Annotated in this window: 17 protein-coding genes and 1 pseudogene; 7 read left to right on the top strand and 11 right to left on the bottom strand. The window is 66.2% G+C overall.

The features are described from left to right. Positions 1-2: 2 nt before the first annotated feature. The 6 genes and pseudogenes from WKW79_RS19450 to WKW79_RS19425 form a co-directional block, all read right to left on the bottom strand. Positions 3-2,480, bottom strand: coding sequence for a penicillin acylase family protein (locus WKW79_RS19450; protein ID WP_340336834.1), 2,478 nt, complete (start codon positions 2,478-2,480; stop codon positions 3-5). Between the two features lie 536 nt (positions 2,481-3,016). After that, a complete protein-coding gene (gene phnD / locus WKW79_RS19445; protein ID WP_340336833.1) occupies positions 3,017-4,108 on the bottom strand; it encodes a phosphate/phosphite/phosphonate ABC transporter substrate-binding protein in 1,092 nt (363 codons plus the stop codon). A gap of 240 nt (positions 4,109-4,348) precedes the next feature. Beyond that, positions 4,349-4,564 (bottom strand): annotated as a pseudogene (locus WKW79_RS19440) (DUF4337 family protein); the annotation flags it as partial. A gap of 145 nt (positions 4,565-4,709) precedes the next feature. Further along, positions 4,710-5,090: a hypothetical protein gene (locus tag WKW79_RS19435; protein WP_340336832.1), complete on the bottom strand. Its 381-nt coding sequence runs from the start codon at positions 5,088-5,090 to the stop codon at positions 4,710-4,712. Between the two features lie 57 nt (positions 5,091-5,147). Then, complete coding sequence (locus WKW79_RS19430) at positions 5,148-5,450, bottom strand: DUF202 domain-containing protein (RefSeq protein WP_340336831.1); 303 nt, start codon at positions 5,448-5,450, stop codon at positions 5,148-5,150. Then, the gene (locus WKW79_RS19425; RefSeq protein ID WP_340336830.1) at positions 5,447-5,818 is read right to left on the bottom strand and encodes a YidH family protein; all 372 of its coding nucleotides are present in this window, start codon (positions 5,816-5,818) and stop codon (positions 5,447-5,449) included. The genes WKW79_RS19430 and WKW79_RS19425 overlap by 4 nt, the downstream gene beginning before the upstream one ends. A 215-nt stretch (positions 5,819-6,033) precedes the next feature. Between WKW79_RS19425 and WKW79_RS19420 the strand changes: the two genes are divergently transcribed. From WKW79_RS19420 to WKW79_RS19410, 3 genes are read left to right on the top strand one after another with little or no spacing between them, the layout of a single operon-like run. Next, a complete protein-coding gene (locus WKW79_RS19420) occupies positions 6,034-6,972 on the top strand; it encodes a phosphate acetyltransferase (protein ID WP_340336829.1) in 939 nt (312 codons plus the stop codon). Between the two features lie 4 nt (positions 6,973-6,976). Then, positions 6,977-8,161: an acetate/propionate family kinase gene (locus WKW79_RS19415; RefSeq protein ID WP_340336828.1), complete on the top strand. Its 1,185-nt coding sequence runs from the start codon at positions 6,977-6,979 to the stop codon at positions 8,159-8,161. Further along, positions 8,158-9,069 carry a bestrophin family protein gene (locus WKW79_RS19410; protein WP_340336827.1) on the top strand — a complete coding sequence of 304 codons (912 nt, stop codon included), beginning with the start codon at positions 8,158-8,160 and terminating at the stop codon, positions 9,067-9,069. Before WKW79_RS19415 ends, WKW79_RS19410 begins: the two co-directional genes overlap by 4 nt. Positions 9,070-9,086: 17 nt before the next feature. Here WKW79_RS19410 and WKW79_RS19405 read toward each other — a convergent pair whose 3' ends face one another. Both WKW79_RS19405 and WKW79_RS19400 read right to left on the bottom strand, forming a co-directional pair. After that, positions 9,087-9,860 carry an enoyl-CoA hydratase gene (locus WKW79_RS19405; protein ID WP_340336826.1) on the bottom strand — a complete coding sequence of 258 codons (774 nt, stop codon included), beginning with the start codon at positions 9,858-9,860 and terminating at the stop codon, positions 9,087-9,089. A gap of 15 nt (positions 9,861-9,875) precedes the next feature. Next, positions 9,876-10,691, bottom strand: a complete 816-nt coding sequence (locus tag WKW79_RS19400; protein WP_340336825.1) for an IclR family transcriptional regulator — start codon at positions 10,689-10,691, stop codon at positions 9,876-9,878. 105 nt (positions 10,692-10,796) lie between these two features. Here WKW79_RS19400 and WKW79_RS19395 point away from each other — a divergent pair, with 105 nt between their 5' ends. Then, a complete protein-coding gene (locus tag WKW79_RS19395) occupies positions 10,797-12,437 on the top strand; it encodes a GMC family oxidoreductase (RefSeq protein ID WP_340336824.1) in 1,641 nt (546 codons plus the stop codon). A 48-nt stretch (positions 12,438-12,485) separates the two neighbouring features. Beyond that, a complete protein-coding gene (locus WKW79_RS19390) occupies positions 12,486-13,811 on the top strand; it encodes an MFS transporter (protein WP_340336823.1) in 1,326 nt (441 codons plus the stop codon). Positions 13,812-13,830: 19 nt separating this feature from the next. Here WKW79_RS19390 and WKW79_RS19385 read toward each other — a convergent pair whose 3' ends face one another. The 3 genes from WKW79_RS19385 to WKW79_RS19375 all read right to left on the bottom strand — a co-directional run bounded on the left by WKW79_RS19385 (position 13,831) and on the right by WKW79_RS19375 (position 16,649). Further along, positions 13,831-14,673, bottom strand: a complete 843-nt coding sequence (locus WKW79_RS19385; RefSeq protein ID WP_340336822.1) for a glucose 1-dehydrogenase — start codon at positions 14,671-14,673, stop codon at positions 13,831-13,833. Between the two features lie 75 nt (positions 14,674-14,748). Continuing rightward, entirely contained in the window at positions 14,749-16,053 is a 1,305-nt protein-coding gene (locus WKW79_RS19380; protein ID WP_340336821.1) for a UDP-N-acetylglucosamine 1-carboxyvinyltransferase, read from the bottom strand. 206 nt (positions 16,054-16,259) lie between these two features. Continuing rightward, the gene (locus tag WKW79_RS19375; protein WP_422823931.1) at positions 16,260-16,649 is read right to left on the bottom strand and encodes an FKBP-type peptidyl-prolyl cis-trans isomerase; all 390 of its coding nucleotides are present in this window, start codon (positions 16,647-16,649) and stop codon (positions 16,260-16,262) included. A gap of 125 nt (positions 16,650-16,774) precedes the next feature. Here WKW79_RS19375 and eat point away from each other — a divergent pair, with 125 nt between their 5' ends. Beyond that, a complete protein-coding gene (gene eat / locus WKW79_RS19370; RefSeq protein WP_340336820.1) occupies positions 16,775-18,139 on the top strand; it encodes an ethanolamine permease in 1,365 nt (454 codons plus the stop codon). Between the two features lie 5 nt (positions 18,140-18,144). After that, a complete protein-coding gene (locus WKW79_RS19365) occupies positions 18,145-19,542 on the top strand; it encodes an ethanolamine ammonia-lyase subunit EutB (RefSeq protein WP_340336819.1) in 1,398 nt (465 codons plus the stop codon). Positions 19,543-19,567: the final 25 nt, after the last annotated feature.

The following is a 19,567-nucleotide window of genomic DNA, read 5'->3' as shown; positions in this document are numbered from 1 at the left end:
CCTCAGTACTTCAGTACTTTCGTCGACTCGAGATTCGCGTCCAACGCAGCCGGCGTCAGCCATTCGGGCTTGCAGCCGAAGTCCTTGTAAAGCTGCATCTGGTCCGCATAGTGCCCCGACTTGCGGCCGTCGGGCGCAATGAAACCGCTCTGGCCGGGCGGTGCGACGGTGCAGAGCGTCACGCCCTGTTTCGTCAGCACGGCCTTGTGGTTCTGCGTGCCGCGGTTCATGTAGGTCGGCAGCGTCAACGTCTCGTCGGGGCCGGCCTGCGGCGCGCCGATGAAATTCTTGGGAAGGAACGTGTGCCGCGTGACCGGCGTCAGCCACTTCGATTGATCGGCGCCGAAGCGGGTGGTCAGTTGCGCGAGCGCATCGGACATCGCGCTGCGGATCATGGCATTCTTGTCGGCCCCATGAAAGAAGTCGATCGTCTGCGGCACGCCCGCACGGGAGCCGAGCAAGGCGTTGTAGAGCAGCTTCGACCCATTGCCCGGCCGGATGCTGCCGACAGTGTCCGCGTTGGCATAGCCGGGGTTGGAGTACGCAGGCAGCAAGGCCGGCGGCAGGTCGGCCTGCAGCAGCTTGCGGTACATGATCGGAAGCCACTCGCGCATGATCGTCGCGGCTGCGCCTTCGTAGCGACCCGTGTCGCGCGTGTCCTCGTCGAGCATGTTCCAGCGTGCGAGCGTCTGGGCCGCCTGCCTGACCGGATCGCCGGGCGGGAGATCCTTCGTTGCTTCGTTGATGAACGAAATGAAGTAGCGCGCGTTGGTGTCGGCAAACGCGGTGTCGTAGTTGAGGCGCCAGACCTCGTCCGGCGTGAGCCGCGGCTTGGCCTCGAAGCGACGATTGAATTCGTTGACCCGGTCGACCGCACCGTAGTTGTTGCCGTCACCGGTCGAGCCGGGTGCCGGCTGGTTGTTCCAGTTGCTGATGTATCCCTGCGCCGGGTTCAGCACCTGCGGCACGTCGCTGAAAGGCCGAAAGCCGGCCCACTCCATGCTGCCGTCGCCGATCGCGGGCAGGCGCACATCCTGCGACGCCGGCCGGATCGGCAGCCGCGCCGGCGACACGTAGCCGATGTTGCCGTCGGTGTCGGCGTAGTACCAGTTGATCGTGATCGCGACACGCCGGGCCTGCGCCAGCCAGTCGGTCCAGTTCTGAGCCTGCATCGAGCGGATCCAGGCCACCATGGATTCCAGCTCCAGGCCGTCCCAGCTGCGGCGCATCGAATAGGCGGCGTTGTTGGGCACATCGAAGCTGGTAACCAGGCCGTGCACGGTCGAATAGACGTCGAGCGACACGTCGGGAGCACCCTTGACCTTGATGACCTCGGTGCGCTGCCCCATCTTGCGCATCTGCCCATTGAACAGGTATTCGTGCGGGTTCGCCGGATTGAGCTTCTCCTGGTAGATGTCGTTGACGTCCTGCGGCCCGGCCGTCGCGCCCCAGCTGATCTTTCCGTTGGTGCCGAACAGCACGACGGGGTGTGCGAACGGCGTGTTGCCGGTCACGTCAAAGCCGGCCCCGTGCAGGCCGACCGCGAAGACGTACGACGGGTTGACCCAGCCGAACTGCGGGCCGTTGATGAAGACCGTGGAGCCGTCCGTGGTCTTGCTCGGCCCGGCAATCCAGAGGTTGCTCGCGGTGGGCCGCGTCTCCGTCGGCACGACGCCACGCCGCGCAGCGTCCACGTCGTTCATCGCCACCAACACTTCCGGTGAGACTTGACCCAGCCGCGCCATCTGCGCCTCGCCACGCGTCGGGGAATCGGCCTGGGCCGCAAGCTTCGTCGTGCGCGGCACCGTGGTGGGCGCCAAGGGGTCCTCGAGCCACAGGATCTGGTCGAACAACTGCTTTCCGACGACGTCGCCGCGTGCCTGCTTCAGTTGGTTCAGCAGTCGCAGGTTGGCAATCTCGCTGCTTGCATTGGAGAAGCGGTTGGCCATCGTGCCGATCCAGACCATCGCCACGTCGTAGTCGGTCCAGTCGGCCTTGGGCTCGAAGCCGGCATCGATGAACTGCTTGGGCATCCATTTCGACTTGTCGGCAAGCACTTCTCGCACTCGTGCGTTGAAGCCTGCCGCATAGCCCGCGAAGATGGCCGCGTCGTCGGCAGGCAGCTTGGCCAACTGCGCGCGGATGGAGGCCGGCGTGAAGCCGCTGCGGCTTCCCTTGTCCAGCGCCACGTAGTCCGGTCCCATCACCTCAGAGACCGTGCCAAGCACCGCGCGACGCGCCATCTCCATCTGGAACAGGCGATCCTCCGCGACTGCATAGCCAAAGCCGTGAAACAGCCCTCTTGTGTCGTTTGCATAGACGTGCGGAACACCGTAGCTGTCGCGCTTGATGGTGAGCGCGCCAGCAGGCGACCCGCCCGAGTCCGCCGGTGGCGCGGTGCCGGCCGCGCACCCGGCCAACACCGCGGCCACGCACAGGGCGCCCAGGCGCCGGAAAACTGGATTCTGAGAGCTTTGCATTGAACATCCTGCGAGGAGGCGCTGTCGCGCCCTGGACTTCGAAAGGGCCGCCATGGGCGATGGTTCGCGTGGTGGGCCGGTGATGCTGGATCGGTCAAAACACATTCGACCGACCGTTCGGTCAATTGTAAATTGATTGATGCCCGAAGCATCCGGGTAAACCCGAAATCTGGAAGACGGAGTAGATCGAGACGGCGTGGCCAGCGGCGCAATGGCCGCGCCCGCTGCCAACGTCCGGCCCATTGCGGTTGCCGCGCGGCACGACCGTGTCGTATGCCCAACCACCCGCTGTGGACAACCCGGAAGGCCGTGCGCCTGATTGACTCGCCATTGCGACATGTCGCGTTTGCAATGGAGGTGGCCCTTCACTCACAAGATCCGGTCGCCTGGCACCTCCCAATTCGGCGAAGCCGACCTCAGTTGTCCCCGCTGTCGGTGCATGACTCTGTGGATAACTGGCATGGCAACTCGCCGAAGCCGCGCCGTGCCTCGCATCCGACAAGGTGCCCGTGGAATGTGCAATCCTGCGCACTCGTCTAGCGCTTCGGCTTTTCCTCGAGCGCGTTGTCTGGCTGCAGCAAAGCGACCCAGCGGCGGTGCTCCCGTTCGAGGGCCGCCAGACGCGCCCGCAACGCCTCCTGACTGGTCCACTGCCCGTGAAGGGCGCGACTGCGTGCCGACTCGTACTCGAGATCGGCAACAGGCAGCAAGGCCGTGTTGTCGGCAGCCACATAGCCGTACGACGACATCAAGCCGCGAAGCACGGCCCGCTGCTGCGCGCCGCGGACGTCGTCGGCGCGCCCGTAGTCGACCAATGCACTGCGGAGCTTGCGTTTCACCTCCGGCGCCAGGCCCTTGCGAACGAGGATCTGTGCCGCGGGTACCGATGCCGAACTCCAGATCACCTGGATGCGTTCCGCTTCCACGGGAAACTGTCGCCGAAAACGCTCGAGGTCGGTGGTGTTGTTGGTCGCGACGTCTGCGTCCCCGTTGGCCACTGCAAGCGCCGTTTCCTGGTGCGTGCCGATGACGACATCGCGAAAGCGCGTTTCGATCTCGATATTGTTCGGGATGAACAACTGCATCTGCGGAACGAGGAATCCCGTCAGCGAGCTCGCGGGACCTCGGGCAATGACCCAACGCTCGGGCGCGCGCAGGAGCGCATCCAGCGAGTTGAAAGGAGGCACCTTGCGCGTCAACAGCACCGACTGGTGCTCTGGAATGCCGTTGCGCCTGGCGACTTCGGCGATGACCTGCATGTGGCCGCCGACGACGGCGTCGAGCGCCAGTTTGCCGGGCAGCAATGCGATGTCGACACCGTCTTGCTGGATGGAACGGGCAAGCGCGCCATACGACGGCAGTGAGAGCGCAGCGATCGGTTGCCCGATCTCGCGCGCCATCTCTGCCCACAACGGCTCCCAATTCCTGCGGGACTCCAGCACGTCGCCAAGGGGCAGCACGCCAAACCTCAACGGCGCGTTGACCTGTGCGCCAGCATGGACTGCCACAACGCCGGCGCATGCGAAGACCAGCAAACGCGCCGCCACGCCATGGCCAAGCACCCATCGGATCACTTCTGCAAGACAAGACCACATCCGCACACACGCCCTTTGTTTCTGTATTGCCATGCCGATCGCAAGGCACTCGATCCTAGTGCGACCGTAGCCTCAGCGACCAAGGAAAACGTACGATGGACCGAGGCCCGCGGTCGTCGGCATCGAGCTCGCAATCACCACCGGTGCGACGACGGAGAGCGGCTTGGACGATCTGCGGTCAGACAGCTTTGCATGGCGGGCATCGGCCCGGTCCGCGTTCGAGCTCTTACGGCGCCGGCACTCTTCCGCCCTGAACGAAACGTCCGAAGCCTGGATGTGCAGCGCCGCCAGCGCGCCAACCACCAGACCGGCGGCGGCAACCCTGAACATGCTGCGATCGAGGCACTTCTTGCGCGTCAGCAAGGCGATCGCCGCCAGCGCAATCGACACCTGCAGCACCGTGGTGGCCTGGGCCCTGCAATGGTCCTCGTGCATCTGCGCTTTCGACTTGCGGTCCCAGTCTTCGGCCTCCGCCTCCGGCTTCTGGGCGCGCTCTGGATTTCTGCCTTCTCAGGCCGCCTGAGCCTGCGCTCTTGATGGCGAGTCTGCAAGCGGTCGGTCCCGTGTGGAGGATACCCACAGGCAACTTGGGGCCCATCCCGGCTGTACACAGGTGCTGCAAGGCGGCCTTTAATCAGGCCATTTTTCGCTTGATTGTTCGCGCCCGCTCCCGCACTTCGATCAGATGAAGTTGAACGTCCTTGGCGGCAAAGAGGGCAGCGTCGACATCACCCTGCGCCAATAGCTCCAAGCACTGCTGGTTCAACTGCTGAAGCTTCTTCAGGTCTTGCGGTTCCAGAACCCATGCCGCGCTCAAGGCGTCCAGCGCCTTGGCACAACGCGCTCGATCTTCCTCAGGAGTGATCATTTCGTAATCTTGCGGAGGCATTGCGCGAACTGTGACGCCGATCAGGCTTTCTTCAAACCTGCGCATCACCTCGTAGAACTTTGCTTGGCTCACTGCGACTGCTCCATTTTTGCTCCCCAGGACCGCCTCTGGCTCGATTTTTCCCATGGTTCCGAATGTCGGCTCCTGGCCGACAGTCGAAGCCCAGCCTCCGCTCCACGAGCATCAAAGCATTGCCGATGCCACCGCTGCCACCGCCCCGACACACACCACGATGGCCGTCCACTTCAGCAGATGCCCCGCCGGCGCGGCGCGCTTGTTCACGTCCACCAGGTCGACCCGTCGCCGCATCGAGATCAACACCAACCCCAGGGCGCCGAACAGCAGCACGGCGCCGCCCACTCCCAGCAGCAGGCTGTTCGCGGTGAGCGCCATCTTCAGGTAGACCACGGCACTGACCATGGCCGAAATGGCCGTGCGGGTCCATGCCATCGCCGTGCGCTCCGGCTGAAGCCCGGGGTCTCTCACACCACGCCCGCCAGCATCAAGGTCACCAGCATCGCGGCAACGAACAGCAGCACGGCCAGCACCGCGAGCCACTTCGATCCGGGCAGCGGCCAGTCGTGGCGCATCGCGATCTCGTTCCCCTTCCAGCGCCAGTAGGCCACGGCGGCCAGCAGCGCGGCAATGCCGCTGCCCGCGACCGCGAGCACGGCCACATAGTGGTGCCCCGGGGCGCGCGTGGCCAGCTGGTCGAACAGCACGGAGCCCGCCAGCAGCGCGAGGGCCGTGCGGACCCAGGCAAGGAAGGTGCGCTCGTTGGCGAGAGAAAAGCGGTAGTCCGGCTCGCGGCCTTCCCGCTGCCAGGCGGGCCGGCGATCAGGTGGTGGATTCATGGCAAATACAGGAAACCGATCATCATCGGCTCCGAGGAAAAGGGCGAAACCTGAAGGATACAGACGCGCACGCCGCATGCCTTGATGCGTCATGAATACAAAGGCACACTTACGCTCCGTCGCCGGACGCCAACCAGGCACCGTGCCCAGACTCGACCAGTCGATTGCACCCCGCGCAAGGGTGCTGCGCCATTCATCAACCAAGGCAGGGCACCATGGACAGACCCCACGAGAAATACGACCGCCTCATCGAGCGATGCCAGACGCTCGCGCCGACACCCACCGCGGTCGCGCATCCTTGCGACCAGAGTTCGCTGGAGGGCGCCTTGCAGGCGGCCAAGCTGGGCCTGATCGCGCCGATCCTCGTGGGGCCGAGCGCCCGCATCCTGGCCGTGGCCAAGGACTGCGGCCTGGACCTCACCGGCATGCCAATCGTGGATGCCCCCTTCAGCGTCGCCTCAGCGGAGATGGCCGTGCAACTCGTGCGCGAGGGCAAGGCCGAGGCGCTGATGAAGGGCAGCCTGCACACCGACGAACTGATGGGCGCCGTGGTCAAGAGCGCGACCGGCCTGCGCACCGCGCGGCGCGTCAGCCACTGCTTCGTGATGGACGTACCGGGCCATGAAGACGCACTCATCATCACCGACGCGGCCGTGAACATCGCGCCGACGCTCGAGGTCAAGGCCGACATCCTTCAGAACGCGATCGACCTGGCCCACGCGCTGCACTTCGACGAAGTGCGCGTGGCCGTTCTTTCCGCGATGGAGACCATCAACCCCAAGGTGCCCTCCACGCTGGAGGCCGCGGCGCTCTGCAAGATGATGGACCGCGGCCAGGTCACGGGCGCGCTCATCGACGGCCCGCTGGCACTGGACAACGCCATCGACATGGAGGCCGCGCGGGTCAAGGGCATCAAGTCCCCGGTGGCCGGCCGCGCCAACGTGTTGCTGGTGCCGGACCTGGAAGCGGGCAACATGCTGGCCAAGAGCCTGTCCTTCCTGGCCGGCGCGGATACAGCGGGCATCGTGCTCGGCGCCAGGGTGCCTATCATCCTCACCAGCCGTGCCGACTCGCTCATCGCGCGACTCGCATCGTGCGCGGTGGCGGCGCTGGTCGCTCAATCCCGCCGTGAAGGCACCAAAGTGATAGGTTGATTGAATGTCTGATGTCGTCCTCGTTCTCAATGCCGGCTCCTCGAGCATCAAGTTCAGCGTCTTCGAAGCGGAAGGCGAAAACCTGCCGCTGTTCAGCGGCCAGGTGGAAGGCCTGTACACAGCGCCAAAGTTCACCGCCAAGTCGGCCATCGGCACCCGCATCGGCGACCGCGAATGGGGCGATGGCACCGCGCTCGGCCATGAGGGCGCGATTGCCCATCTGATCGAGTTCTTCCGGCAGCAGTTGGCCGGGCACAAGATCATCGCGGTGGGACATCGCGTGGTACACGGCGGTCTTGCATTCGCGCAACCCGTGCGCGTCGATGCCGATGTGGTTGCGGCGCTGCGCAAGCTGAGCCCGCTGGCGCCGCTGCACCAACCGCACAACCTCGGCCCGATCGAGATCGTTGCCAAGCTCCAGCCCACGCTGCTGCAAGTCGCCTGCTTCGACACGGCCTTCCATCGCCGCCAACCGGAGCTTGCGCAGGCCTTCGCGCTGCCGGCGTCCATCACGGACCGCGGCGTGCGCCGCTATGGCTTCCACGGGCTTTCCTATGAATACATCGCGAGCGTGCTGGACCAGTTCGATGCCAGGGCGGCATCGGGGCGCACCCTCGTCTCGCACCTGGGCAACGGCAGCAGCATGTGCGCGATGGTCGGCGGCCAGAGCGTCGCCAGCACCATGGGTTTCACCGCGCTCGACGGCCTGCCGATGGGCACGCGCTGCGGCAGCATCGACCCCGGCGTGCTGCTCTACCTGATGGACGAGATGGGCATGGATGCGCGCGCCATCGAGGACCTGCTCTACAAGCAGTCGGGGCTGCTGGGCGTGTCGGGCGTGTCCAGCGACATGCGGGTGCTGCTGGCCAGCGACGATCCGCGCGCGGCGCAGGCGGTGGACCTGTACGTCTATCGCCTGGTACGCGAGATGGGTTCGCTTGCGGCCGCTGCGGGCGGCGTGGATGCGCTGGTCTTCACCGCGGGCATCGGCGAGCATTCCGCCGCGATCCGCGAGCGCGCCTGCCGCGACGCGGCCTGGCTCGGCATCGAGCTGGACCCGGTGGCCAACCAGTCCGGTGGGCCACGCATCAGCACCGCCGCCAGCAAGGTGTCGGTGTGGGTGATCCCCACCAACGAGGAACTGATGATCGCGCGCCACGCGATGAAGATCAGCCAGGCCGCAGGGTGATCGTTCGGCCGGGCCTCCACTGGCTGCGCATGGTGTTCGTGTGGCGCGGCTCGGTGCTGCGCGACATCGCACCGCAGCTGCTGCTGGTGACCGGCTTCGCGATCCTTGTCACGGTGATCCACGGGCAACTGTTCGCGTGGAAAGTGCCGCTCAACTTCGTGCCCTTCTCGCTGATCGGCTTGACGCTGGCGATCTTCCTGGGCTTTCGCAACAACACCAGCTATGCGCGCTACTGGGAGGCGCGCATGCTGTGGGGCAGCGTGCTGAACGAGACGCGCATCCTGTTGCGCCAGGCGCTGACGCTGGTCGACCCGCCGGGTGATGCGCCATTGCTCGCGGCCCGCTTGATCGCCTTCGTGCATGCGCTGCGCCATCAGCTTCGCAAGACCGATCCGTCGGCCGATTTCGAGCGCCTGCTGTCCGCGGAAGACCGCGCGCGCCTGCTGCCTGCGCAGTTCAAGCCCGCGATGCTGCTGCTGATGGCCGGCGAGTGGGTGCGCGACCGCCGGCAGGCCGGCCAGATCGCACCGGCCCTGGTCCCCGCGATCGAGCATCCGCTGGGCCAGTTGACCGATGCGCTGGGCGGCTGCGAACGCATTGCCGGCACGCCGATTCCCTTCACCTACGCGGTCATCATCCACCGCACCATCTTCCTGTACTGCGTGCTGCTGCCCTTTGGGCTGGTCGATTCCATCGGCCCGATGACCCCGGTGATCGTGGCCTTCATCGCCTACACCTTCTTCGCGCTGGAAGCGTTGGGCGCGGAGATCGAGGAGCCTTTCGGGATGCAGCAGAACGACCTGGCGCTGGATGCGATGTCGCGCATGATCGAGTCGACGTTGCGGGAGATGCTGGGGGAGGTGCAGCAGCCGATCGCGGTGGACCCCAGCGTGTACATCCACACCTGAGGGCGCCTGAAGCGGCGCTACTTCCGGTTCAAGAACGCCGCCATGAAGCGCTGCGGCTCGCCCGTCGCATAGGCGCTCGCGAACTCTTCCACGCCATTGCGGATGGAAGTTTCCAGCGGCTCCTGCTGCCATTCGCGCAGCAGCCGCTTCTGCTGGCGCATCACCGCAGGCCCGTTGCCCGCGAACTTCCGGGCCATGCGATCGACTTCCTCGTCAAGCCGGTCCAGCGGCACGACGTTGTCCACCAGCCCCCAGGCGAGGGCCTGCGCGGCATCGATGTTGTCGCCGGTCATCAGCAGCCAGTTTGCGCGGGCCTGACCGATCAGGCGCGGCAACAGCGCCGCATGAATGATCGAGGGAATGCCCACCTTCACCTCCGGCATGCCGAACTGCGCGCGGTTGGAGGCGATGCGCAGGTCGCAGGCCGCGGCGAGTTCCAGTCCGCCGCCCAGCGCCCAGCCGGAGAGGCGGGCGATCACCGGACTCGGGAACAGGCGCACCGCCTCGCACAGGCTGCGCAGGTTGTCAATGAAGGTGCGCGCGCTGTCCATGTCGAGCGCGCCCATCTCCTTGATGTCGGCGCCGCCCACGAAGGCCCTGTCGCCGGCGCCGCGCAGAACGAGCACACGCACCTCGCTGTCGGCGGCAAGTTGCGTGACCGCCGCGTGCACATCGTCGATGACGGCGGAGTCGAGGATGTTCAGCGCGTTGGCCGAGCGGATCGTGACAGTGGCAATGCCGTCGGCTTGCATGCCGACGATCGCGTGGTCGTATTCAGGCAGGTTCTTCATCGTCGTCGGATCGTGTCAAAGCAGGGGCGTCATCCGCGCGGCCGCGGCCTTCAACGCATCGATGCGCTTCAGCGCGTCCTTCATCGTCATGCGCGCCGTTGGCGCATGCACCGCGATGGCCGCGCGCACCTCGCCGGCCACATTGCGCACCGGCACCGCCACGGCGATCAGCCCGGCAATGAACTCCTCCGCATCGCAGGAATGGCCGCGCTCGGCAATCGCATCGCACTCCGCGCGCAACTTCGACGCAGAGACGATCGTGTTGCGCGTCATGCGCGTGAGCGTGAGCCCGTCGATGAGCAAGTCGCGTTCCTTGCGCGCCATCTGCGAGAGGAATAGCTTGCCGCTGGCCGTGCAATGCAGCGGCACATGGGAGCCCACATCGAGCGTCAGCCGCAGCGGCCACTGGGCCTCAACCCGGTCGAGGTAAAGCACCTGCGCGCCGTCCAGCGTGGTGAAGTTGCAGGTCTCGTCCACCTCGCGCACCAGTTCCGACAACACGTCGTGCCGCAGGCCGCGCACCACGCCATGGTTGAGCGTGTCGAAGGCCAGTTGGCGCAATGCCGGCCCGACGCTGTAGAAGCGCTCTTCCACATCCCGCGCCAGGAATCCGGCGCCCAGCAACTGCGTGCAGATGCGGTGCGCCGTGCCCTTGGGCAAGGCCAGCCGGGCGGCCAGGTCGGCGAGCGACAAGGCGCGGCCTTCGCTGGCCAGCAGCGACAGCAGGCGCAAGCTGCGCTCGGCCGATGAACCGCTCCCTGCGGCGTCGCCTGCCGTGACAGGGTCAGGGTTTGAAATCGCTGCGGCTTCTGCAGGCCGGGCTCGCGTCATTCGGGTATACCTCTAATCAAAATGGAACCATTCGTTCCGAAAATTCGCGACACGCTCCGGGTCGCGACACGCCCATTGTTCCACTCGCCGGACGCGCTCACATTCATGACCGACAAAGAGTTCGACTACATCGTCGTCGGCGCCGGCTCGGCGGGCTGCGTGCTGGCCGCGCGGCTCAGCGAAGACCCGGCTACACGCGTGCTCCTGCTCGAAGCCGGCCCGCCCGACAACTCGCCGTGGATCCACCTCCCCATCGGCTATGGCAAGACCATGTGGAGCCCGGTCTACAACTGGCGCTTCGAGACCGACCCCGACCCGGGCATGAACGGCCGCCGCATCTACTGGCCGCGCGGCAAGACGCTGGGCGGCAGCAGTTCGATCAACGGCCTCATCTACATCCGCGGCCAGCGCGAGGACTACGACCACTGGGCCGAGCTTGGCAACACAGGCTGGGGCTACGACGACGTGCTGCCCTGGTTCATCAAATCAGAGGGCAACCAGCGCGTCGGTGACATGCCGCTGCACGGACAAGACGGCCCGCTCAAGGTGTCGGACATCGGCGCGAAGCACGAACTCATCGAGGCCTTCATCAGCGGCGCCGAGCAGATCGGCGTGCCGCGCACCGACGACTTCAACGGCGCCCGCCAGGAAGGCGCGGGCTACTACCAGCTCAACACATTCAACGGCCTGCGCTGCAGCACGGCCAAGGCCTACCTCGCGCCCGCGAAGCGCCGGCCCAACCTGCGCATCGAGACCGAGGCCTTCGCGGCCGGCGTGGTGATCGAAGGCCGCCGCGCCGTCGGCGTGCGCTATCGGCAAGGCGGCGAGATGAAGACCGCGCGTTGCACGGCCGAAGTGCTGCTGTCCGCCGGCGCGATCCAGTCGCCCCAACTGCTGCAGCTTTCGGGCATCGGGCCGCGCGCGCTGCTCGACCAGTTGGGCGTGCCCGTGGTGCATGACGCGCGCGGCGTTGGCGAGAACCTGCAGGACCACCTGCAGATCCGCCTCGGCTACGAATGCACGAAGCCGATCACCACCAACGACCAGCTCAACTCCTGGATCGGCCAGGCCCGGCTCGGCATCGAATGGCTGTCGCACCGCACCGGCGCGCTGGCCATCGGCATCAACCAGGGCGGCTGCTTCATGCGGGCACTGAAGGATGCGAACGGCAAGCCCGAGGCCGCCACGCCCGACATCCAGTTCCACGTCGCCACGCTCTCCGCCGACATGGCGGGCGGCAAGGTGCATCCGTACTCGGGCTTCACGATGTCGGTGTGCCAGTTGCGGCCCGAGTCGCGCGGCCACGTGCGCGCCCGCTCGCGCGACCCCTTTGAGGCGCCCGAGATGCAGCCCAACTACCTCTCAAAGGAGTTGGACCGCCGCACCGCCGTCGCAGGCGTGCGCGCCGCCCGCGCCATCGCGCACTCGCCCGCCATGCGCCCCTACGTGAAGCGCGAGGTCAAGCCCGGGCCCGACGCCGCGACCGACGAAGAACTGCTCGAGTTCTGCCGCAACAACGGCGCCACCATCTTCCATCCGAGCGGCACCTGCAAGATGGGCAACGACACGCTGGCCGTGGTCGATGCGCGCCTGCGTGTGCATGGCATCGGCGGCCTGCGCGTGGTCGACTGCTCCGTCATGCCCACGCTCGTCTCCGGCAACACCAACGGCCCCGTCGTGATGATGGCGGAGAAGGCCGTCGACATGATCCGCCAGGACGCCAAGGACCCTATTCGCTTTCCGTAGCCGCCGCCCGCGAGGGCCTCACAACGACACTTCATTGGAGACAAACACATGAGTGCGACAGCAGACGAAAGAGCGATACGCAAGGTGGTCATTTCGGCCCTGGTGGGCGCCACGATCGAGTGGTACGACTTCTTCCTCTACGGGGTGGTCGCCGGCATCGTGTTCAACAAGCTCTACTTCCCCGGCAGCGATCCGGTGGTGTCGACGCTGCTGGCGTATGCGACCTTCGCGGTGGGCTTCGTCACGCGGCCGCTGGGCGGGGTGATCTTCGGGCACTTCGGCGACCGCATCGGGCGCAAGGCCATGCTGATCATCACGCTGATGATCATGGGCGTGGCCACCTTCCTGATCGGACTGGTGCCGACCTACGCGCAGATCGGCATCGCGGCGCCGCTGCTGCTGCTTATCCTGCGCATCGCCCAGGGCATCGGCCTGGGTGGCGAATGGGGCGGCGCCGTGCTGATGGCCTACGAGTACGCGCCGAAGGAGAAGCGCGGCTTCTACGCCTCGCTGCCGCAGATCGGCCTGGCCATCGGCCTGTGCATGGCGTCCGGCGTGGTGGCGCTGCTGTCCTCGGTGCTCAATGAAGAACAGTTCATGTCCTGGGGCTGGCGCATCGCCTTCCTGCTGTCCGGCGCGATGGTGATCGTGGGCATGTACATCCGCCTGCACGTCAAGGAGACGCCGGAGTTCACCGCCATCAAGCAGCGCAACGCCGAGGCGCGCATCCCCTTCATGGACATGATCCGCCGCTACCCCGGCAACGTGCTGAAAGGCATGGGCGCGCGCTACATCGACGGCGTGTTCTTCAACATCTTCGGCGTGTTCTCGATCAACTACCTGACCAGCACCCTCAAGATCAGCCGCACCGACGCGCTCCTCGGTGTGATGGCCGCCGCGGTGGTGATGTGCTTCACCATCCCGATCTTCGGCCGCCTGTCGGACAAGGTCGGCCGCACCAAGGTCTACATGTGGGGCTCGCTGATCACGGCCATTGCCGCCTTCCCGGGCTTCTGGCTCATGACGCACAGCGGCGGCAACATGTTCCTGATCTGGATGGCGATCATCGTGCCCTTCGGCATCTTCTACGCCTCGGTCTACGGCCCCGAAGCCGCCCTCTTCTGCGACCTGTTCGATGCCAAAGTACGCTACACCGGCATCTCCTTCGTCTACCAGTTCTCGGGCATCTTCGCCTCGGGCATCACGCCGATCATCGCCACGGCGCTGCTCAAGTCCGGTGGTGGGGAGCCGTGGCAGATCTGCATGTACGTGCTGTTCGCGGGCGTGGTGTCGGCGGTCTGCGCATGGATGATCGGGCGGGCGGGGGACAACACGGACTCGGTGCAGCAGGCGGAGTTGCGGGCGCGGGCTTGACGACGCCCTTACGCGGCGCTCAGCCCTGCGCCGGTGGCGACAGCACCGCGCGCAGCATCTCGCGCCGCGCGTTCGTTGCGGTCCACATGGGGCCGCAGGTGATGCCGCCGTCCACCACCAGCGCATGGCCATTGACGAAGCTGGATTCATCGCTGGCCAGCCACAGCGCGGCGTTGGCGATGTCGTCGGGTACGCCGGCGCGTTGCAGCGGCTGGATGTTCGCCAGCGCCATCAGCATGGTGCCTGCCGAGCGTTGGGCCTCTTCTTCATCGAGGCCCACGGCGCGGCCGAAGATCGGCGTCGCGACGCCGCCGGGGCAGATGCAGTTGACCCGCACGCCGCTCTCGCCCAGCTCCGTCGCCACGCTGCGCGTCAGGTTGATGACCGCGGCCTTGGCGGCCGAATAGGCATGGCCGGCAAAGCCCGACTGCATGCCGGCGACGCTGGCGGTGCTGACGATGCTGCCCGAGCCCTGCCGCTTCATGATCGGCGCCGCGTGCTTCATGCCCAGGTAAGCACTGCGCACCAGCACGGCCATCGCGTTGTCCCAGCCTTCCACCGCCAGGTTCTCGATCGGGCCGCCAGGGCCGGGGATGCCGGCGTTGTTGAACATGCAATCCAGCCGCCCGAACATGGACAACGCCAGGTCGATGGCCTCCTGCACATCCGCTTCCTTGCTCACGTCGGTGTGCTGGAAGATCACCTGCGACCCCAGTTCCTCGGCCAGGCGCCGGCCACGCTCGTCCTGCAGGTCGGCAAGAACCAGCTTGGCGCCCTCGCGCGCAAACAGTCGCACGCTCGCCTCGCCGATGCCGCTCGCACCGCCGGTGATGACGGCGACCTTGTTGTCCAGACGTCCCATGTTCTCGAACCTTCCTGCGTTGCTTGAATGGAACGCCGGACTTTGCCACGCCACCCGGCGCGTGCGAACGCGGGTTTACTCCTCGCTGGTCCACTCCACCCGCACGCCCAGGCTGCGCAGGTTCTCGACGAAGTTCGGATGGGCGCGGCGGATGGGTGTTGCATTGCGGATCTCGGAGCGGCCCTCGATGCTGGCCGCCACCATGAACAGCGCGATCGCCACGCGGATGATGTAGGGGCTCTCGACCACGGCCGGCGACAAGGGGTTGCCGCCGAAGGTCACGAGCCGGTGCGGGTCCGACGAGAACACATGCGCGCCGAATTTCGACAGCTCGCCGGTCCAGCCGAGCGCGCCGTCGTAGACCTTGTTCCAGAACATCGCATTGCCCTGGGCGCGCACGCCCAGCGCGATGAAGATGGGCAGCAGGTCGACCGGGAAGTAAGGCCACGGCGCCGCCTCGACCTTGGTCAGCACGTTGCTCGTGAAAGGCGTCTGCACCTTCAACGGCCCGTTGGGGATCACACGCGACCAGCCGTCCTCGTGCGTGATCTTCACGCCGAATTTCTCGAAGGTGCGGTCGATCAGCGGGAACGTCTCGGGCGCACTATTGCGCACGATCACGTCGCCCCTGGTGATGGCGCCCAGCGCCAGGAAGGTGGTGATCTCGTGGAAGTCCTCGTCGAAGCGGAACTCGCCGCCGTTGAGCTTGCCGCCGCCATGCACCGTGAGGCGCGAGGTGCCCAGGCCGTCGATGCGCACACCCATCATCGCCATGAAGCGGCAGAACTCCTGCACGTGCGGCTCCGACGCGGCATTCGTCAACGTGGAACTGCCCTTCGCGGCAGCGGCGCAGAGCACGAAGTTCTCGGTGGTCGTGACCGACGCGTAGTCGAGCCAGTGGTTGTTGGGCGTGAGCGAGCCGTTGGCGGCACGCACCACCAGCGAGCCTTCGGCACGCTCGATCTGGCTGCCGAAGCGGCGGAACACCTCGACGTGCGGATCGATCTCGCGAACGCCGAGCGTGCAGCCCTTGACGTTGTCCTCCAGCCGCGCCACGCCGAAGCGCGCGAGCAGGGGCGGCACCAGCATGATCGAGGAACGCATCTCCTCCGGCAGCCGATGGCGGGCGCAATCGAACACGGTCTCGTGGTGGTGAAGCTCCAGCGTGCCGGTGGCATGGTCCATCTTCACGTCGCTGCCGAGGGTGCGGAAGATCTCCAGGATCTTGCGCACGTCGGTGATGTCCGGCACGCCGAGCAGGCGCAGGGGTTCGCAGGTGAGCAAGGTGGCGCAGAGCACCGGCAGCACCGCGTTCTTGTTGGCAGAAGGAATGATGCGGCCACGCAAGGGCGTGCCGCCGTGAACGACGAGACTGGTCATGAAACGGGGATTTGTTGTTGCGGAGCAGGCGCGTCGGCGCGCTGCGATGGCATGAACTGTAGCCGCCGCGGGGCCACCCACTGCGTGCAAACGTGACAAATCAGAAACAGCACGGCGTCAGAGGGAAACTTCCCACAGGGGCAGGCCTCTTCAGGCCGTGGCACGCGCCGTCCAGGCACGCGCCACCCGAGCGATCAAGCCGACTCTCAGCGCCCCTTGATCGAAATCAGCTCGACTTCGAAGTTGAGCGTCGAGTTGGGTGGAATCGGGCCCACGCCGCGGCTGCCGTAGGCAATGGCCGGCGGACAGGTCAACTTGGCCTTGCCGCCCACCTTCATCTTCTGCACGCCTTCGGTCCAGCACTTGATGACGCCGTTCAGCGGGAATTCGGTCGGCTCGCCGCGCGAATAGGAGCTGTCGAACTCCTTGCCGGTGTCGGGGAAGGTGCCGCGGTAGTGCACCTTGACGGTGTCGGTGGCGGCCGGCGAGGCGCCGGTTCCCTCCTTGACCGACTCGTAGACCAGGCCGCTGGGCAGCGTCTCGGGCTTGCCTTGGGCCCAGCCGGCGGCCGGGACGATGCAGAGCGAGAGAAGGATGGCACTGAGTTTGAGACGCACGGGGAATTCCTTGAAAGGCTGAAAACGGTCATTATTGCCACGCCAGGCGGATGGCACCGCTCTTGCTCGGCTTCGACGTCGCCACTTGTGTAACAGGAAACTCCATGTCCTCCGGTCTCAAGAAAGTGCTCGGCCCCTTCCAGTTGTGGGGCATCGCCGTGGGGCTGGTGATCTCGGGCGAGTATTTCGGCTGGAGCTATGGCTGGAACACGGCCGGCACGCTGGGCTTCCTGGTCGCGACCCTGCTGGTGGCAACGATGTACACCACCTTCATCTTCAGCTTCACCGAGCTGTCGACCGCCATCCCGCATGCGGGTGGGCCCTTCGCCTATGCGCGCCGCGCCTTCGGGCCGACGGGCGGCTTCATCGCCGGCTTTGCCACGCTGGTGGAGTTCGTGTTCGCGCCGCCGGCCATTTCGCTGGCGATCGGGGCGTATCTCAACGTGCAGTTTCCGGGGATCAATCCGAAGTGGTTCGCACTGGGTGCGTATGTGCTCTTCATCGGGTTGAACTGGGTTGGCGTCGGCATCGCGGCCGCTTTCGAACTGTTCTTGACGGTGCTGGCCATCGTCGAACTGCTCGTCTTCATGGGCGTCGTCACGCCGGGCTGGACGCTGGCCAATTTCACCGCCAACGGCTGGGCCGGCGGCGATGTGCTGAACGGCGCGGCCATCGCAGGCATCTTCGCGTCGATTCCGTTCGCGATCTGGTTCTTCCTGGCCATCGAAGGCGCGGCCATGGCGGCCGAGGAAGCGCGCGACCCGCACCGCACCATTCCCATTGCGTACACCACCGGCATCCTGACGCTGGTGCTGCTGGCCTTCGGCGTGATGATCTTCGCGGGCGGCGTGGGCGACTGGCGCAAGCTGGCCAACATCAACGATCCGCTGCCGCAGGCGATGAAGGTGGTGGTTGGCGAGAACAGCGGCTGGCTGCACATGCTGGTGTGGATCGGGCTGTTCGGGCTGATCGCCTCCTTCCACGGGATCATCATGGGCTACTCGCGGCAGATCTTTGCGCTGGCGCGTGCCGGCTACCTGCCGGGCTTCCTTGCTGCCCTGAGCCCGCGCTTCAACACCCCGCACCGCGCGCTGTTGGCCGGCGGCGCGGTCGGCATCGCCGCCATCTTCAGCGACGAATGGGTGAGTTTCGGCGGACAGACGCTCACCGCCAACATCGTCACGATGTCGGTGCTGGGCGCGATCGTCATGTACCTGGTCTCGATGGCCGCCTTGTTCAAGCTGCGCGCCAGCGAACCCGGCCTGGAGCGCACGTACCGGGCGCCCTTCTACCCGGTGTTCCCGGCCATCGCATTGCTGCTCGGCCTGGTATGCCTGGGCGCGATGATCTGGTTCAATGGTTTGCTGACGTTGCTGTTCTGCGTGCTCATGGCGCTCGCCTATGCGTACTTCCGAGCCACCGCCGCGCAGCGCCATGCAGCCGCCCCGGACGCCATGCTCTCGACCTGACCACCATGCGCTACAGCACGACCATCGACTCGCAGGTTTTTGTGTTCGACGACCTCCGGCAGGTGATGGCCTTCGCCAGCCCGGCCCGCTCGGGTGACTACCTGGCCGGCATCGGTGCCGCCACGTCGCAACAGCGCATGGCCGCACGCCATGTGCTGGCCGACACGCCGTTGAAGCAGTTCCTCACCGAGGCGCTGGTGCCATACGAAGAGGACAACATCACACGCCTCATCATCGACAGCCATGACGCCGAGGCCTTCGCGCCGGTGGGGCACCTCACGGTCGGCGACTTCCGCAACTGGCTGCTGTCCGAAGGGGCGACCACCGAATCATTGAGCGAACTCGCACCCGGCCTCACGCCCGAAATGGTCGCAGCGGTGTCCAAGCTCATGCGCAACCAGGACCTGATCGCCGTCTCGCGCAAGTGCAGCGTGATCACGCGCTTCCGCAACACGCTCGGGCTGCCCGGCCACCTGGCGGTGCGCTTGCAGCCCAACCATCCCACCGACGACCTGCGCGGCGTGGCCGCCTCCACGCTGGACGGGCTGCTGATGGGCGCGGGCGACGCGGTGATCGGCATCAACCCGGTCTCCGACAGCACGCCGGTGCTCGCTTCCTTGCTGCACATGCTGGACGAAGTGATCCAGCGCTTCGAGATCCCGACGCAGAGCTGCATCCTCACGCACGTGACCAACGCGATCCGGCTGGCCGAGGCGAGCGCGCCGGTGGACCTGGTGTTCCAGTCGATCGGCGGCACCGAGAAGACCAACCTCTCCTTCGGCGTGACGCCCGCATTGCTCGACGAGGCCTACGCGGCGGCGCTGTCGCTCGGGCGCGGCACCGTGGGCCACAACGTCATGTACTTCGAGACCGGCCAGGGCAGCGCGCTGTCGGCCAATGCCAACTTCGGCGTCGACCAGCAGACCTGCGAAGCCCGCGCCTACGCGCTCGCGCGCCGCTACAAGCCGCTGCTCATCAACACCGTGGTCGGCTTCATCGGGCCGGAGTACCTGTACGACGGCAAGCAGATCATCCGCGCCGGCCTGGAGGATCACTTCTGCGGCAAGTTGATGGGCCTGCCGATGGGCTGCGACGTCTGCTACACCAACCATGCCGAAGCCGACCAGGACGACATGGACGCGCTGCTGGTGCTGCTCGGCGCAGCCGGCATCAACTTCATCATGGGCGTGCCGGGCGCCGACGACGTGATGCTCAACTACCAGAGCACCTCCTTCCATGACGCACTGTTCCTGCGCGAGACGCTGGGCCTCAAGCGCGCGCCGGAGTTCGAGGACTGGCTGCAGCGCATGCGCATCACCGCGCCCGATGGCCGCCTGGAAGCGCCATCGGCCAATCGCGTGCTGCAAGGCATGGGCGAGTTGACCGCTCTGGGGGCGTCATGACGCGGGCCCCTTCCAACGCATCCAC

It is taken from the genome of Variovorax robiniae, from assembly GCF_037889955.1.
In the GTDB taxonomy this organism is placed as follows: domain Bacteria; phylum Pseudomonadota; class Gammaproteobacteria; order Burkholderiales; family Burkholderiaceae_C; genus Variovorax; species Variovorax robiniae.
The sequence above is the reverse complement of the archived record's forward strand: the minus strand, read 5'-3'. Positions and strand labels throughout refer to the sequence as shown.

Coding starts and splice junctions, on each gene's coding strand:
- WKW79_RS19385 (WP_340336822.1), bottom strand. CDS start 14,673: ATGGGACGTCTGGACAACAAGGTCGCCGTCATCACCGGCGGTGCGAGC.
- WKW79_RS19395 (WP_340336824.1), top strand. CDS start 10,797: ATGACCGACAAAGAGTTCGACTACATCGTCGTCGGCGCCGGCTCGGCG.
- WKW79_RS19365 (WP_340336819.1), top strand. CDS start 18,145: ATGCGCTACAGCACGACCATCGACTCGCAGGTTTTTGTGTTCGACGAC.
- WKW79_RS19380 (WP_340336821.1), bottom strand. CDS start 16,053: ATGACCAGTCTCGTCGTTCACGGCGGCACGCCCTTGCGTGGCCGCATC.
- WKW79_RS19425 (WP_340336830.1), bottom strand. CDS start 5,818: ATGAATCCACCACCTGATCGCCGGCCCGCCTGGCAGCGGGAAGGCCGC.
- WKW79_RS19450 (WP_340336834.1), bottom strand. CDS start 2,480: ATGCAAAGCTCTCAGAATCCAGTTTTCCGGCGCCTGGGCGCCCTGTGC.
- WKW79_RS19390 (WP_340336823.1), top strand. CDS start 12,486: ATGAGTGCGACAGCAGACGAAAGAGCGATACGCAAGGTGGTCATTTCG.
- WKW79_RS19415 (WP_340336828.1), top strand. CDS start 6,977: ATGTCTGATGTCGTCCTCGTTCTCAATGCCGGCTCCTCGAGCATCAAG.
- WKW79_RS19420 (WP_340336829.1), top strand. CDS start 6,034: ATGGACAGACCCCACGAGAAATACGACCGCCTCATCGAGCGATGCCAG.
- eat (WP_340336820.1), top strand. CDS start 16,775: ATGTCCTCCGGTCTCAAGAAAGTGCTCGGCCCCTTCCAGTTGTGGGGC.
- WKW79_RS19435 (WP_340336832.1), bottom strand. CDS start 5,090: ATGGGAAAAATCGAGCCAGAGGCGGTCCTGGGGAGCAAAAATGGAGCA.
- WKW79_RS19405 (WP_340336826.1), bottom strand. CDS start 9,860: ATGAAGAACCTGCCTGAATACGACCACGCGATCGTCGGCATGCAAGCC.
- WKW79_RS19400 (WP_340336825.1), bottom strand. CDS start 10,691: ATGACGCGAGCCCGGCCTGCAGAAGCCGCAGCGATTTCAAACCCTGAC.
- phnD (WP_340336833.1), bottom strand. CDS start 4,108: ATGGCAATACAGAAACAAAGGGCGTGTGTGCGGATGTGGTCTTGTCTT.